Here is a 13,500-nt window from a genome sequence, read left to right as displayed (position 1 = left end):
TTGGTTGGATTCCAGCGGAAAGCTAAAGGCAACCTGGCAAATACGGAAGTGGCTGGCGTTGATAGCCGCTACAAAAGGTTTTGATCGATCAAGCCGGCATGCCCATCCGCATGACATCGGATCACGAGGATGGGCGGCTAGCGATCAGGCGCAGCCGGGCACGTCTTCCAGCTTGTACCAGACGGGAATGCCGCGCTCGCGGGCGATGCGGACATCATTGTCGGCGCCCTTGGACTCGCCCGGCAATCTCAGAACACCCTCGCAAAGCTGAAGCAGGCGACCGGCGGTCGGATGGAAGATCTCCTCATAGAGGTCGTCGCCGACGCTCCTGCCGCCGGCGGCATGCCAAACCGGCAAGGCCACCCATTCGCCGATAACAGGCAGATGCCCGGCCTTGAACAGGGCATAGGACGGCGCCTCCAGGCGCTTGAGATTTTCAGCCATTTTAACGGGGTTATCCCCGGTGCCGGAACGATAGGGGCCGGCGATCAGGATCAACATGTCACATCTCCTTTTCCTCCTGCTTACTGCAGGAATTTGCACGAATATGCGCATATTTTCTTGATTGTCGACTCTATTCTGGTAGATTCATGAAAATTCATGAATTATCGTGCGGAAATAAACATGCTCACCGGCCAAAGAAAAGCTCTCATTCTCGATATTCTGCGCCGTGACGGCCAAGTCATCGCCAAGGCGCTGGCCGATGATCTCGGCCTCTCCGAGGACACGATCCGCAGGGACCTGCGGGAAATGGCTGGGGAAAAACTGCTGAAGCGGGTGCATGGCGGTGCACTGCCGCTCTCGCCCGATCTGCCGGACTTTTCGGCCCGGCAAAGCGTCTCCTCGGATGAGAAGCGGCGGCTCGGCGCCCATGCGGCTGGCATGGTTCGGCCTGGCCAGACCGTATTCCTCGATGGCGGCACCACCAACGCCGAGATTGTCCGTCACCTTCCGAAAGATCTGCCCGTCACCATCGTCACCCACAGCCCGACGATTGCCGGCGAGCTGGAACATCATTCCGCCGCCGACGTCATTCTGATCGGCGGCAAGCTCTACAAGCATTCGATGGTGGCAACGGGCGCCGTGGCCATGGCGGCAATCGCTTCGATAAGGGCGGATACGTTCTTTCTCGGCGTCACCGCCATCCATCCCGCTCGCGGATTCTCGACCGGTGACTTCGAGGAGGCCGCCATCAAGCGGCACATCGCGCAATGTTCGGCGGAAACCTATGTGCTGGCAACGCGCGAGAAGCTGAATGCCGCCTCTCCCTGCCAAATCCTGCCGATGACGAGCGTCTCCGGCTTGATCGTATCGTCCGATGTCCCTGAGGAAAGCCTGGCTCCCTATCGCGATGCGGAGGTGTCCCTCTTGACGGCCTGATGAAAGTGCCACCATTCAACAGCCGGAAAAAATGCGGCATTGGAAATTGCTTCGCAATGATCATGATCCGGCCGAAGATTGATCCTATGCCGGCCTGATACCAGTGCATTTCAAGAGCATCCCAAAGAGGTTACGATCGCATATGAATGAGCGCCGGATTCATCAGCTCTTCGAAATCAGCGTCCTGTTGAAGGGCGCGCATGCATTGATCGAATGCATCGGCGGCATCGTCCTTGGGCTTGTCAGCACCGAGTCGATCCTCCGGCTGGCGAACAGGGTCTCACAGCCCGAACTGCTCAACGATCCGAAAGACTTCGTTGCGACGCATCTGCTTGCCTGGGCGCAGGGTTTCTCCGTCGGCACCAAGAACTTCTATGCCTATTACCTATTGAGCCACGGGTTGGTGAAGATACTGCTCGTCATCGGTTTGCTCAGAGGCAAGATGTGGGCCTACCCGGCATCATTGGTGGCTTTGGCGCTTTTCATCGCCTACCAACTCTACCGCTTCACCGAGACGCACGGCATCGGGCTCATCATCCTCACCGTCTTCGATTTGGTGGTGATGATCCTGATCTGGCAGGAATACAGGATCGTACGGCAGCACGTGCCGGCCGAATAGAACGACAATTGAGCGGAATCAGCTGGGGAATACTACGCCATCAAAGCCGCCGCCGGCCTGATATCCCCGACATGGATGCCGTTCCAATTCCTGAACGGTCTGTTGGCCATGGCCATAAGGCCGGCGTGAACTTCGCCATCTTTTTCGAAGAAACGGGAGAGCGCCGTCGTCACCATAACTTCGGCGGCGCGACCATTGCCGTCGTCGCATTTGACTGAGATGGCGATGCCCTGTTCGGGGATTGCAGCGCAAAAGACGCCTTCGGCGCCGGTCTTGGCAAAGATGCGGCCGGGGGCGATCTGCATCAGCTTCGTGCAGGCGCGGTCGGTGCCGGCAACGTAAAAAGGCTCGGCCATGCAGGCCTCGAACAGCCGGCGTGACGCCTTGGCGCGCAGCGGCTCCAGGCCGACGCCGGTTGCCATCTTGGCAAAGCCGTGCGCCAGCCCCTTGAGCGGTACGGCATAGGTCGGGATCGAGCAGCCGTCCGTGCCGCAATTGTCATGTTCGAGAACCGCCCCGGTGAGGCTTTGCATCGTCTCGCGGATCTGCTGCTGCAGCGGATGGTCGTAGCCGACATAACCTGTCGGATCGATACCCTGATGGCAGCAGGCGCAGACGAAGCCCGCATGCTTGCCCGAGCAATTGTTGTGCAGCGCCGTCGGCTTGTCGATGGTGCGCGCCTGATGGATGACGGTCTTCAGATCGGAAGACCAATGCGCGCCACATTCGAGCGTGCCGACATCACGACCGGCGCGGGCGAGCATGGATGCGGCGAGCGCGACATGCTCATCCTCGCCATTGTGGGAGGAACAGGCAAGCGCCAGCTCCCTGTTGCCTAAACCGTATGCATCGGCGGCACCGCTTTCGACCAGCGGCAAAGCCTGCATCGCCTTGCAGGCCGAGCGGGGAAACACGCCCCGTTCGATATCGCCGACCGAAAAGACCAGCTTCCCCTCTCCGTCGACCGCAACGACGGAGCCGCGATGGCGGCTCTCCACCAGGGCACCACGGGTGACTTCGACGCAGACGGGATTGGACATGACGGAATGCAGCCTCTGATTTGCCGGGATGGCCAGTGATAGCCGCTGCACCCCGGATTGCCAATCTCCGATGACATCGACGGCTCTCAAAAAGACCCCAGCCGAGACTGCTCCGAACCCTTGGCTGCGGCGAGAGGTTCCGCCGCCGTCAAATCCAATTTCCAAGTTATAACTTGTTTTAATTTCGCAGTGATGTAATTTTCCAAATTATAACTTGGAAAATAATTACCTACTAGGGAAACGCCGAGGATCTTCCGATGTCGAGCATCGAAAACACCATGCCGCCCAAACCCGCCTCCCTCTTCACGCTATTCTCGCCAAGGCTCTTGCCTGCGACGCTGATGCTCGGCGGTGGCGTTACGCTCTATGCCGTGGAAGCCTATATCATGGCCACGGTTGCACCTTCGATCGTTCGGGATATCGGCGGCCTGGAGCTGTTTTCCTGGATGACGACGCTTTTCGTCGCCGCTGGCGTACTCGGTTCAATCACCGTCGCAACGAGGCCGAAAGGCATGGGTCTGCGTGCTGTCTATATCGCGGCCGCCATCCTATTCGGCGCCGGCAGCCTGATTTGCGCCGCCGCGCCGGCAATGCCGGCGCTGTTGGTCGGTCGCGCCGCGCAGGGCTATGGCGCCGGCATGCTGTCCGGTCTCGCCTATGCCTTCATTCGCTTCGTCTATCCCGAGCCTCTGTGGCGCAAAGCGTCCACGCTCTATGCTGCCATCTGGGGCGTAGCGACAGTGCTCGGACCGACGCTGGGCGGCTTCTTTGCCGCCGGAGGCGCCTGGCGCGAGGCCTTCATCGTCCTGGTGCCGCTGACCCTGGTCATGGCAGTTTCAGCACGGTGGCTGCTGCCTGACGTCGCCGACGACCGGGCGGGCGGCAAAACGCCGCTTATCCAAATCGTGCTTCTGCTGACCGCCGTCCTGCTGGTCAGCATCGCCGGCACGAGCGGGCATGGATCCTATAAGATCGTGTTGATCGCCGTTTCGATCCTGCTCGTCACGGCGATGGTCATGATTGAGCGCAACAGCGACACACGGCTGCTTCCTTTTGGCACCGCCATGATCACCGACCCGATCTCACGGCTCTATCTGACGATGTTCACGCTCATGCTGGTGCTGACGAGCGATATCTACATCCCCTATTTCCTGCAGACGCTGCATGGCGTGACGCCCCTGGTCTCGGGCTATCTCGTTGCGCTGGTAGCGCTCGGCTGGACGATCGGGGCTTTCTTCAGCGCCTCGTTTTCGGGCAGGCGGGCGGCCGTCGCCATCGTAACCGGCTGCATCCTTGAAACGGCCGCCACCGCATCCTTGATCCCATTCATGGCGACCACCGCTTCCTTTGGCGATCTTGTCCAGCTCGCGCCCGCCGTCGCCGCCATGTTCCTGATGGGCTTCGGCGTCGGCATCGGCTGGGCACATCTCGTCACCAGGATCATCAGTATCGCCAGCCGGGTCGAGCAGGACAAGGCATCGGCAGCGATCTCGATGGTTCAGTCGCTCGGCGGCGCATTCGGTGCGGCGCTCGCCGGCGTCATCGTCAACGGCGCGGGACTGACCCATCCGGGCGGTATTGCCGGAAGCCTGTCAGCGGCGACCTGGCTCTACGCACTGACGGCACTGCCCGGCCTGATCGCCATCGCCTTGTCCGTGACGATCAAGCCAGCTTCAGCATGATCTTGCCGATATGGTCACTGGTCTCCAGCAACCGATGCGCCTCGATCACATCGTCAAAGGCAAATACCCGATGAATGACGGGGGCAATCGTGCCCTCGTCCAGCAGCGGCCAGACCTGGGAGACAAGGTCGTCGCGGATGGCCCGCTTTTCCTCCGCCGTGCGCGGGCGCATGGTCGACCCGGTCACCGTCAGGCGCTTGACCATGATCGGCTGCAGATTGACCTTGTCAGCCACGGCGCCGCCGAGGAAGGCGATGATCGAGAGGCAGCCGTCGCGGGCGAGCGAGGCCAGATTCTTCTCCAGATAGGCAGCACCGATCATATCGAGGATGATATCGACGCCATGGGTCGTTTCCGCCTTGATGACCTCGGCAAAGTCCTCTTGCCTGTAATTGATAGCCCGCTTCGCGCCGAGCTTTTCGCACGCCTCGCACTTTTCTTTCGATCCGGCCGTCGTGTAAACAGTTGCGCCGAAAGCGCGGGCAAGCTGGATCGCCGTCGTGCCGATGCCGCTGGAGCCGCCATGGATCAGCACGCTTTCGCCTTCGGTCAGGCCGGCCATCTGGAAGAGATTGGCCCATACGGTGAAGAAGGTTTCGGGGACCGCCGCGGCGCGCACTGCATCATAGCCATTGGGAAATCGCAGGGCCTGACCGGCCGGCAGCACGCAATATTCGGCGTAGCCGCCGCCGTTGGCAAGGCCGCAGACCTTGTTGCCAATGGCGAATTCCTTGACGCCGGGGGCGACGTCGACGACCTCGCCGGCTATTTCGAGGCCGAGTATCGGGCTGGCATCCTTGGGCGGCGGATACGTGCCCTGCCGCTGCGCCACATCCGGCCGGTTGACGCCGGTGGCCTCGACACGAACCAGGATCTCGCCTGCTTTCAGAACCGGCAGAGGCTTCCGGGCGATGGTCATGACCTCCGGTCCGCCGAAAGACGGCAAATCCACGAAACGCATTTCAGACGGCAAGGGCATGGCACATTTTCCTCTCCAGTAAAGCAGTGGAGATAGTTTAGCGCAGGGCGCTTGAAAAGGCGCGAATGCGGGAGGGCGTCAATTCGTCTCGGCCAGACTGAGGAATGCGACGCCGGCGGCGCTCTCCTTTGCCTTCGTCTTGATGCCTGCGATGGAGGTACTGACGCGGTTGATATTGTCGATCACCAAACCTTCTGGCAGTTGCAGGATGCCGATGGAGCAGCGCATCAGCGGGAACTCGGCCTCGACGCCGCTACGGTCATGACCGCGAATGCGGCCGGCCGCCCGGTCTTCCGCCGAATAGAGATCGAGAACATCGGCATGAAAATCGGCAAGCAGCCGGTCCAGGATTTCGCGAAGCTCCTCCATGCTCCAGCCGGCGACGCCGATGAAGAAATCGTCGCCGCCGACATGGCCGAGGAAATTGCGCTCGGCAAAGAAGTAGCGGCGCATCAGCGCCGCGAACAGCGAGATGGCATGATCGCCCAGATGGAAGCCGTAGGCATCGTTGAACGGCTTGAAATTGTCGAAGTCGCAATAGCAGAAGTGCCTGACCTCATCGCCGTCGCGACCGGCACCCTGCATGAAATCATGGATCGCCCGGTTACCCGGCAGGCCGGTCAGCGGATTCTGATCCTGGGCGATCTTGAGCTGCTTTTCGTTGATGACCTTGATCAGCGACGCGGCCGAAACAATACCGGCATAATGCGTGCCCTCGGTGACGATCAGGCAATCGCTGCTTTCCATATTGGCGAAGATCGCCATCAGCGTATCGGCATCGGAATCGAGGCCGACGATCGGCGCCATCTCGACGAAATGCGAGATCGAGCGCTCGTAGACCTTGTTCTTCAGGAGATCGCGCCCGAAGGGCTGATAGATGTATTCCTTGAGCTGGTATTCATGGATGATGCCCCGCGGCTCGTCATTGGCGTTCACGACCGGGAAATAGGCCCGGCGCGGATTGCGGCGGAAGAGCTCGAAGACGCTGTCCATGCTGTCGCCCTCACGAATGGTCGGCAGCACTTCGATCTGCTTGCGGATGAGAATTTCGTCCAGGGACTGGCTGTTGCGCATCGTTTTGCCAAGGTCCTGGAGATGCGGGTAGCTCTGTTTCAGTTCATTGACCAAAACCGTCGGGCGAGCAATGAACCAACCCTGGACGAGATCCACCCCGAATTCGCGGCAGGTCAGGAACTCCGCCTCGGTTTCAATGCCTTCGGCGATGACGCGGGTGCCGAGGACATGGGCGATATTGACGAGGTTTCTGAGAATGTGGCGCTTGCGGGCGCTGCGATCGATATTGACGATGAGATGCCGGTCGATCTTCAGGTAATCGACGGGGTAATCGGACAAAAGCTTCATTTCGCCGTGGCCGACGCCGAAATCGTCGATAGCCAGCTTGAAGCCCGCATTGCGCATCCGTGCAACCAGATCACGGAACTCGGGCACGCTCGTATTGTCGAAGCGCTCGGAAAACTCGAAGCAGACGGAGGAAGGGGCGACACCCGCCTTTCTCATGTGCTGCAGCAAGCCATCGACCAGTGCGACGCCCTGCGGGATCAACCGGACATCGAGATTGAGGAAAAGAGTGGCGGCAACGGCGTTGGGCAGGGTGGCGAATTTCGCCAGTGCGCGGCTTGTGACCATCTGCTCCAGCCCGAAAAGCTGGCCGGTGCGCTCGGCTTCGTCGAGTATATCGACCGGGCTGTCGAAACCGATACGCTCCTGTCCGCGCATCAGGGATTCATAGCCGAAAACAGTGCCGGTGCCGGCCTCCACGATCGGCTGGAACGCATTTTCGATAACGAGTTTGGCGAGAGTGACAATCTGGTCGCTGGCATACCGGCGCAATAGGCCCGGCTCGACTGCGGCAGTCAGGGACATGCCCATCTCCACTTGCGGATTCTTGATCTAATTATTTGAGTAAAACTTTGTATTTACCGCGTTTTCAACCCAAGATGCGCCAGAAGACGTCAACGAAACCTTTCCCCTGTGTGAAAGTTTCGTGAATGGTAAAGGTATATTAACCATCCATTCAGCGGCCACGAGCAAGGGATCCGCGACGATCTTCCGATGTTGCGGAGGCCTTGCGGCTCAGTTGTGCCGGCGTCTCTCCGCCTCGTAGTCGGCGAACATGTCAGCAACGCAACGGCTGCTTTTTACCGCCGTTTCCAGATCTTTGGCTGCTTGGGGCGCATCGCAAATGTCGCCGCGCTTGCGTGCGGCATCCCACATGCGCAGGGCCTCCCGCACGACTTCACTGCTCGAGGCGTAGGTGCCGGTGTCGACTGCGGCACGAATGCCTGCGGCCTGAAGCGGAGAGATGGAAACCGTTACCATCGGCATGATATTCCTCCCTTGACGTTGTTTAAGCGGAATTTTCGCTGGAGACATATTCTGCGGGCTTAAACAGTGCCTGTGAGACATGTCCTTTGGACATGCATGCTCCAGTTGATGGCACCGTCGTTACATTCGTTCGACGCCGTTCCGCCTTACACGGCAACAGGCAAAGAGTAGCGCTGCTCACGCTCCTTGTCAAAAAGTAGTAGTTCGTTACTCCTTAGGAAGCGGTCTACCGCCTGAGGAAGAGGCCGAAGGCCACCTGCGTCCAGCCCTGGAAAATCAGATCAAACGCCAGGAAAAGACCGAGAACCCACAGGCTGTTGACCGGCCAGCCAAGCGCGATGGCGATGCCGGCGATGGCGGTTGCAACGCCGCTGATGACGATCCAGAACCAACCGCTCTCGGGCTTTACCTTGCGGCCGACCCAGACGCGAAATGTGCCGGCGATGAGCAGCGCGATGGCGAGGAACAGGGTCAAGGCCTCGGAGGCCAGCAAGGGATTGGTAAAGGCAAGGACGCCGGCAAGCGTATAGAGCAGACCGCTGAGCACCCAGAACAGGATATGCTCCCAACCCCGTACCTGAAAGGCATGCGCCAGATGCACGATGCCGCCGATCAGCATCAGCATGCCGACATAGTACACCGAGGCTACGGTGGCGATAAACAGATTGCCGAGAGCTATGCCGCCGCAAATCAGCAGCAAGATGCCGAGGCCAACAAACCAACCCCACTTGTCGCGCATCGCGGATGGGAGAACTTCATTAGGAATATCGACCATGACTGTACCTCCTCCTGTCAGGAAGTATGGCACAGAAATGCAACTCGGAAAGAGGCTGCGGATTTTTTGACGCGGCCCGGTCCGGCACGAGATTTTTTTGTTGATTGATCAGTCAATCAAAAATACACTCGCTCCAAGCCTTCAGGAGTGACGCATGCCGAAAGTCGGAATGGAACCGGTGCGCCGCAAGGCGCTTGTGGATGCGGCGATGCGCGTGATCGGCGATCACGGCTCGCTGACCGTTACCATGTCCGAAATCGCCAAGCAGGCGGGCGTTTCCCCTGCCCTCGCGCATCATTATTTCGGCAGCAAGGAACAGTTGCTGATCGAAACCGTCCGCGCTCATCTACAGCGCCTGCGCGACAGCGTCGTGACGGCGCTCCGGGCCGCGAGAACACCCCGAGAGAAGCTGTCAGCCGTCATTCGCGTCAGTTTCCAGGCGGACCAGTTCGCACCGGAAACGATCGCCGCATGGCTCGCCTTCTATGCCGAGGCGCAACGCTCCGAGGAAACGCGCCGCTTTCTCGTTATCTACGCGCGCCGGCTGCATTCGAACCTGGTGGCAAATCTGAAGCCTCTGTGCCCGGCCGAGGACGCGGAGCGTATCGCCGAAGGTGCCGCTGCCATGATCGACGGGCTTTATATCCGTCAGAGCCTGCGATCCGCTCCGATCAGCATCGAGGCGTCGATCGCGCTGACCGAGGATTACCTGACGACCTACCTCAACGCGCTGAAAGGCTGAAGAGCATGCTGACCGTATGGGGCCGTAAATCGTCATCCAACGTACAGGCGCTGATGTGGTGCATCGGCGAGCTCGGCCTTGCCTATGAACGCATCGATGCGGGCTTCAAATATGGCGTCAACGACACCGCTGAATTTCTAGGGATGAATCCGAACGGCACCGTTCCGGTGCTGCGCGAGGATGATGGCGAGCCGCTCTGGGAAACAGGCGCCATCATCCGCTATCTCGCCGCGCAACATGGCGATGAGGCCTTCTGGCCGGATGACGCGCGACGCCGCGCTCAGATCGACAAATGGGCTGAGTGGGCCAAGCTCAACATTACGCTGAATTTCACCGGCCCGGTGTTCTGGCGCGTGGTGCGCACCGCACCGGCTCTGCAAGACCAACAGGCCATTGCGGCGGCGCTGACTGCGCTCGGCGCGAAACTCGACATCGCCGAGAGGCAACTCGAGCGGCATCGCTTCCTTGCAGGAGATGACCTGACGCTGGCCGACATACAATTCGGCCATGTGCTCTATCGCTATTTCGACATCGATATCCCGCGCCCCTCCCTTCCGCGGCTGGAGCGCTATTACGAAAACCTGACCGAACGACCTGCCTTTCGGGAGCATGTCATGGTGTCTTACGAAGAACTGAGGGTTCTATGATGCGCGCACAACCGAAAGCCTCGCATTTCATCGACGGCGAATATGTCGAGGATACCGACGGAACCGTCATCGAAAGCATCTACCCCGCCACCGGCGAGGTGATCGCACGGCTGCACGCGGCAACACCTGATATCGTCGAGAGGGCCATTGCCAGCGCCAAGCGGGCGCAGCCGGAATGGGCTGCGATGAGCCCGACGGCGCGCGGCCGCATCCTGAAGCGTGCCGCCGACATCATGCGCGAGCGCAACCGCGAGCTTTCCGAGCTCGAGACACTGGATACGGGCAAGCCGATCCAGGAAACCATCGTCGCCGACCCCACTTCCGGCGCCGACAGTTTCGAATTCTTCGGCGGCGTCGCGGCAGCCGGCCTCAACGGCTCCTACATCCCGCTCGGCGGCGATTTCGCCTATACCAAGCGCGTGCCGCTTGGCGTCTGCGTCGGGATTGGCGCCTGGAACTATCCGCAGCAGATCGCCTGCTGGAAGGGAGCGCCTGCACTTGTGGCGGGCAACGCCATGGTGTTCAAGCCTTCGGAGAACACGCCGCTCGGCGCGCTGAAGATCGCCGAGATTCTCATCGAGGCCGGTCTTCCCAAGGGGCTCTACAACGTCATCCAGGGCGACCGCGAAACCGGGCCGCTGCTCATCAACCATCCCGACGTCGCCAAGGTTTCGCTGACCGGCTCGGTGCCCACTGGCCGTAAGGTCGCCGCTGCGGCCGCGGGCAACCTCAAGCATGTCACCATGGAGCTCGGCGGCAAGTCGCCGCTGATCGTCTTCGAGGATGCCGACATCGACAGCGCCATCGGCGGCGCCATGCTCGGCAATTTCTATTCGACCGGCCAGGTCTGCTCGAATGGCACCCGCGTTTTCGTCAACAGGAAGATCAAGTCCGAATTCCTGAAGAGGCTGAAGGCTCGCACCGAAGCGATGCTAATCGGCGACCCGATGGACGAGGCGACCCAGATCGGCCCAATGGTCTCCTGGGCGCAGCGCGAGAAGGTGCTGTCCTATATCGAAAAGGGCAAGGCGGAAGGCGCGACACTGGTGGCCGGCGGCGGCATTCCGAACAATGTCTCCGGCGAAGGCTACTATATTCAGCCGACCGTCTTTGCTGACGTGACCGACGACATGACCATCGCCCGCGAGGAGATCTTTGGGCCGGTCATGTGCGTTCTCGATTTCGATGACGAGGCTGAGGTCATCGTCCGCGCCAATGCCACCGAATTCGGCCTCTCCGGCGGCGTCTTCACCGCCGATCTCACCCGCGCCCACCGCGTCGTCGACCAGCTCGAGGCCGGTACGCTGTGGATCAATGCCTACAATCTCGCGCCGGTGGAAATTCCCTTCGGCGGCTCGAAGCAATCCGGCTTCGGCCGCGAGAATTCGCTCGCAGCACTAGAGCATTATTCGGAATTGAAGACCGTTTACGTCGGTATGGGGCCGGTGCAGGCGCCTTATTGATCTACCTCCCCTTAAAGGGGGAGGTCGCCGCATAGCGGCGGGTGGGGGTGACCAGCCGCTATGCGCATGCCGACGATCACCCTCCCCGGCCTTCGGCCGACCCTCCCCTCGAGGGGAGGGTATAGAACCGCCTCGACTTTCGCCGCTATCCACCTGGAGCACATGGTCATGCAAGCAGATTTCGTCATCGTCGGCTCGGGCTCGGCCGGCTCCGCCATGGCCTACCGCCTGTCGGAGGATGGCAAGCATTCGGTCATCGTCCTTGAATTCGGCGGCAGCGACTTCGGCCCCTTCATCCAGATGCCGGCGGCCCTTGCCTGGCCGATGAGCATGGACCGCTACAATTGGGGCTATCTTTCCGAGCCGGAGCCGCAACTTAACAACCGGCGCATCACCGCGCCGCGCGGCAAGGTGATCGGCGGCTCCTCCTCGATCAACGGCATGGTCTATGTGCGAGGCCATGCGGAAGATTTCAATCGCTGGGAAGAACTCGGCGCCCAAGGCTGGGCCTATGCCGACGTGCTGCCCTATTTCAAGCGGATGGAACACTCGCACGGCGGCGAGGAAGGCTGGCGCGGCACCGATGGACCGCTGCATGTGCGCCGCGGGGACGCCCGCAATCCGCTGTTCCATGCCTTCATCGAGGCGGGCAAGCAGGCAGGCTTCGAGGCGACCGAAGACTATAATGGCAGAAAGCAGGAAGGCTTCGGCCTGATGGAGCAGACGACCTGGATGGGCAGGCGCTGGTCTGCGGCGACAGCCTATCTCAAGCCCGCCCTCAAGCGGCCGAATGTCGAGCTCATCCGCTGCTTCGCCCGCAAAATCGTCATCGAAAATGGTCGCGCCACCGGCGTCGAAGTGGAACGCGGCGGCAAGATCGAAGTCATCAAGGCGAACCGCGAGGTGATCATTTCGGCCTCTTCGTTCAATTCGCCGAAGCTGCTGATGCTCTCGGGCATCGGACCGGCGCAGCATCTGCGCGATATGGGCATAGAGGTGAAGATCGACCGCCCCGGCGTCGGCGCCAACCTGCAGGACCACATGGAATTCTATTTCCAGCAGACCAGCCTGAAGCCGGTTTCGCTCTATTCCTGGCTGCCCTGGTACATGCAGGCGATTGTCGGCGCGCAATGGATGTTCTTCAAATCGGGCCTCGGCACCTCGAACCAGTTCGAAGCCTGCGCCTTCCTGCGCTCGGCACCCGGCGTCAAGCAGCCCGACATCCAGTATCACTTCCTGCCGGTCGCCATCAGCTACGACGGCAAGGCGGCGGCCAAGAGCCATGGTTTCCAGGCGCATGTCGGCTACAATTTGTCCAAGTCGCGCGGCGCAGTCGCCTTACGCTCGTCCGATCCGAAGGCCGATCCCGTGATCCGCTTCAACTACATGAGCCATCCGGAGGACTGGGAAAAATTCCGGCATTGCGTGCGCCTTACCCGCGAAATCTTCGGGCAGAAAGCCTTCGACGACTATCGCGGGCCGGAAATCCAGCCAGGCCCGGGCGTCCAGACGGACGAACAGATCGACGCCTTCCTGCGTGAGCATCTGGAAAGCGCCTATCACCCCTGCGGCACCTGCAGGATGGGCTCGAAGGACGATCCGATGGCAGTGGTCGATCCGGACACCCGCGTTATCGGCGTCGACGGGCTGCGTGTCGCCGACAGCTCGATCTTCCCGCACGTCACCTACGGCAATCTGAACGGCCCCTCGATCATGACCGGCGAAAAGGCCGCCGACCATATCCTCGGCAAGCAGAGGCTGGCGCGCTCGAATCAGGAACCGTGGGTCAATCCGCGCTGGGAGACGAGCGACCGATAAGATCGACAG

The 13,500-nt window shown here is 60.6% G+C and carries 13 protein-coding genes; 7 read left to right on the top strand and 6 right to left on the bottom strand.

Annotated elements, in window-relative coordinates:
• Window positions 1–144: 144 nt before the first annotated feature.
• A complete protein-coding gene (locus tag AB8B29_RS02805; protein ID WP_037193584.1) occupies window positions 145–501 on the bottom strand; it encodes an NUDIX hydrolase in 357 nt (118 codons plus the stop codon).
• A gap of 123 nt (window positions 502–624) precedes the next feature.
• Between AB8B29_RS02805 and AB8B29_RS02800 the strand changes: the two genes are divergently transcribed.
• Both AB8B29_RS02800 and AB8B29_RS02795 read left to right on the top strand, forming a co-directional pair.
• Window positions 625–1,380: a DeoR/GlpR family DNA-binding transcription regulator gene (locus AB8B29_RS02800; protein WP_037194360.1), complete on the top strand. Its 756-nt coding sequence runs from the start codon at window positions 625–627 to the stop codon at window positions 1,378–1,380.
• Between the two features lie 142 nt (window positions 1,381–1,522).
• Window positions 1,523–1,999 (top strand): DUF2127 domain-containing protein, encoded by a 477-nt coding sequence (locus AB8B29_RS02795; RefSeq protein WP_051963340.1) that lies wholly within the window; start codon window positions 1,523–1,525, stop codon window positions 1,997–1,999.
• Between the two features lie 32 nt (window positions 2,000–2,031).
• Here the strand turns inward: AB8B29_RS02795 and AB8B29_RS02790 are convergent, their stop codons facing one another.
• Window positions 2,032–3,039, bottom strand: coding sequence for an asparaginase (locus tag AB8B29_RS02790; protein ID WP_113119279.1), 1,008 nt, complete (start codon window positions 3,037–3,039; stop codon window positions 2,032–2,034).
• 257 nt (window positions 3,040–3,296) lie between these two features.
• Between AB8B29_RS02790 and AB8B29_RS02785 the strand changes: the two genes are divergently transcribed.
• On the top strand, window positions 3,297–4,721 hold the full coding sequence (locus AB8B29_RS02785) for an MFS transporter (RefSeq protein ID WP_113119242.1): 1,425 nt from the start codon (window positions 3,297–3,299) through the stop codon (window positions 4,719–4,721).
• On the opposite strand, the gene AB8B29_RS02780 is transcribed toward AB8B29_RS02785, so the two are convergent.
• The 4 genes from AB8B29_RS02780 to AB8B29_RS02765 form a co-directional block, all read right to left on the bottom strand.
• Entirely contained in the window at window positions 4,702–5,700 is a 999-nt protein-coding gene (locus AB8B29_RS02780; protein ID WP_113119243.1) for an NAD(P)H-quinone oxidoreductase, read from the bottom strand. The genes AB8B29_RS02785 and AB8B29_RS02780 overlap by 20 nt on opposite strands.
• A 78-nt stretch (window positions 5,701–5,778) precedes the next feature.
• Window positions 5,779–7,584, bottom strand: coding sequence for a GGDEF domain-containing protein (locus AB8B29_RS02775; RefSeq protein WP_037193576.1), 1,806 nt, complete (start codon window positions 7,582–7,584; stop codon window positions 5,779–5,781).
• 210 nt (window positions 7,585–7,794) lie between these two features.
• A complete protein-coding gene (locus AB8B29_RS02770) occupies window positions 7,795–8,046 on the bottom strand; it encodes a ribbon-helix-helix domain-containing protein (protein WP_047559563.1) in 252 nt (83 codons plus the stop codon).
• Window positions 8,047–8,272: 226 nt separating this feature from the next.
• The gene (locus AB8B29_RS02765) at window positions 8,273–8,821 is read right to left on the bottom strand and encodes an HdeD family acid-resistance protein (protein ID WP_037193569.1); all 549 of its coding nucleotides are present in this window, start codon (window positions 8,819–8,821) and stop codon (window positions 8,273–8,275) included.
• Between the two features lie 154 nt (window positions 8,822–8,975).
• Between AB8B29_RS02765 and betI the strand changes: the two genes are divergently transcribed.
• From betI to betA, 4 genes are all read left to right on the top strand, one after another.
• Window positions 8,976–9,563, top strand: coding sequence for a transcriptional regulator BetI (gene betI, locus AB8B29_RS02760; RefSeq protein ID WP_113119244.1), 588 nt, complete (start codon window positions 8,976–8,978; stop codon window positions 9,561–9,563).
• A gap of 5 nt (window positions 9,564–9,568) precedes the next feature.
• Complete coding sequence (locus tag AB8B29_RS02755; RefSeq protein ID WP_113119245.1) at window positions 9,569–10,210, top strand: glutathione S-transferase family protein; 642 nt, start codon at window positions 9,569–9,571, stop codon at window positions 10,208–10,210.
• Window positions 10,210–11,673 (top strand): betaine-aldehyde dehydrogenase, encoded by a 1,464-nt coding sequence (gene betB / locus AB8B29_RS02750; protein WP_047559773.1) that lies wholly within the window; start codon window positions 10,210–10,212, stop codon window positions 11,671–11,673. Before AB8B29_RS02755 ends, betB begins: the two co-directional genes overlap by 1 nt.
• Window positions 11,674–11,841: 168 nt before the next feature.
• On the top strand, window positions 11,842–13,491 hold the full coding sequence (betA, locus tag AB8B29_RS02745; RefSeq protein ID WP_113119280.1) for a choline dehydrogenase: 1,650 nt from the start codon (window positions 11,842–11,844) through the stop codon (window positions 13,489–13,491).
• Window positions 13,492–13,500: the final 9 nt, after the last annotated feature.

It is taken from the genome of Rhizobium sp. 11_C7_N12_5 (assembly GCF_051811145.1).
GTDB lineage: Bacteria > Pseudomonadota > Alphaproteobacteria > Rhizobiales > Rhizobiaceae > Rhizobium > Rhizobium lusitanum.
The sequence above is the reverse complement of the archived record's forward strand: the minus strand, read 5'-3'. Positions and strand labels throughout refer to the sequence as shown.

Excerpts from the sequence above, each read along its gene's own strand:
- AB8B29_RS02770 (WP_047559563.1), bottom strand. The coding sequence starts at position 8,046 with ATGCCGATGGTAACGGTTTCCATCTCTCCGCTTCAGGCCGCAGGCATT.
- betB (WP_047559773.1), top strand. The coding sequence starts at position 10,210 with ATGCGCGCACAACCGAAAGCCTCGCATTTCATCGACGGCGAATATGTC.
- AB8B29_RS02780 (WP_113119243.1), bottom strand. The coding sequence starts at position 5,700 with ATGCCCTTGCCGTCTGAAATGCGTTTCGTGGATTTGCCGTCTTTCGGC.
- AB8B29_RS02755 (WP_113119245.1), top strand. The coding sequence starts at position 9,569 with ATGCTGACCGTATGGGGCCGTAAATCGTCATCCAACGTACAGGCGCTG.
- AB8B29_RS02785 (WP_113119242.1), top strand. The coding sequence starts at position 3,297 with ATGTCGAGCATCGAAAACACCATGCCGCCCAAACCCGCCTCCCTCTTC.
- AB8B29_RS02790 (WP_113119279.1), bottom strand. The coding sequence starts at position 3,039 with ATGTCCAATCCCGTCTGCGTCGAAGTCACCCGTGGTGCCCTGGTGGAG.
- AB8B29_RS02795 (WP_051963340.1), top strand. The coding sequence starts at position 1,523 with ATGAATGAGCGCCGGATTCATCAGCTCTTCGAAATCAGCGTCCTGTTG.
- betI (WP_113119244.1), top strand. The coding sequence starts at position 8,976 with ATGCCGAAAGTCGGAATGGAACCGGTGCGCCGCAAGGCGCTTGTGGAT.
- betA (WP_113119280.1), top strand. The coding sequence starts at position 11,842 with ATGCAAGCAGATTTCGTCATCGTCGGCTCGGGCTCGGCCGGCTCCGCC.
- AB8B29_RS02775 (WP_037193576.1), bottom strand. The coding sequence starts at position 7,584 with ATGTCCCTGACTGCCGCAGTCGAGCCGGGCCTATTGCGCCGGTATGCC.
- AB8B29_RS02805 (WP_037193584.1), bottom strand. The coding sequence starts at position 501 with ATGTTGATCCTGATCGCCGGCCCCTATCGTTCCGGCACCGGGGATAAC.
- AB8B29_RS02800 (WP_037194360.1), top strand. The coding sequence starts at position 625 with ATGCTCACCGGCCAAAGAAAAGCTCTCATTCTCGATATTCTGCGCCGT.
- AB8B29_RS02765 (WP_037193569.1), bottom strand. The coding sequence starts at position 8,821 with ATGGTCGATATTCCTAATGAAGTTCTCCCATCCGCGATGCGCGACAAG.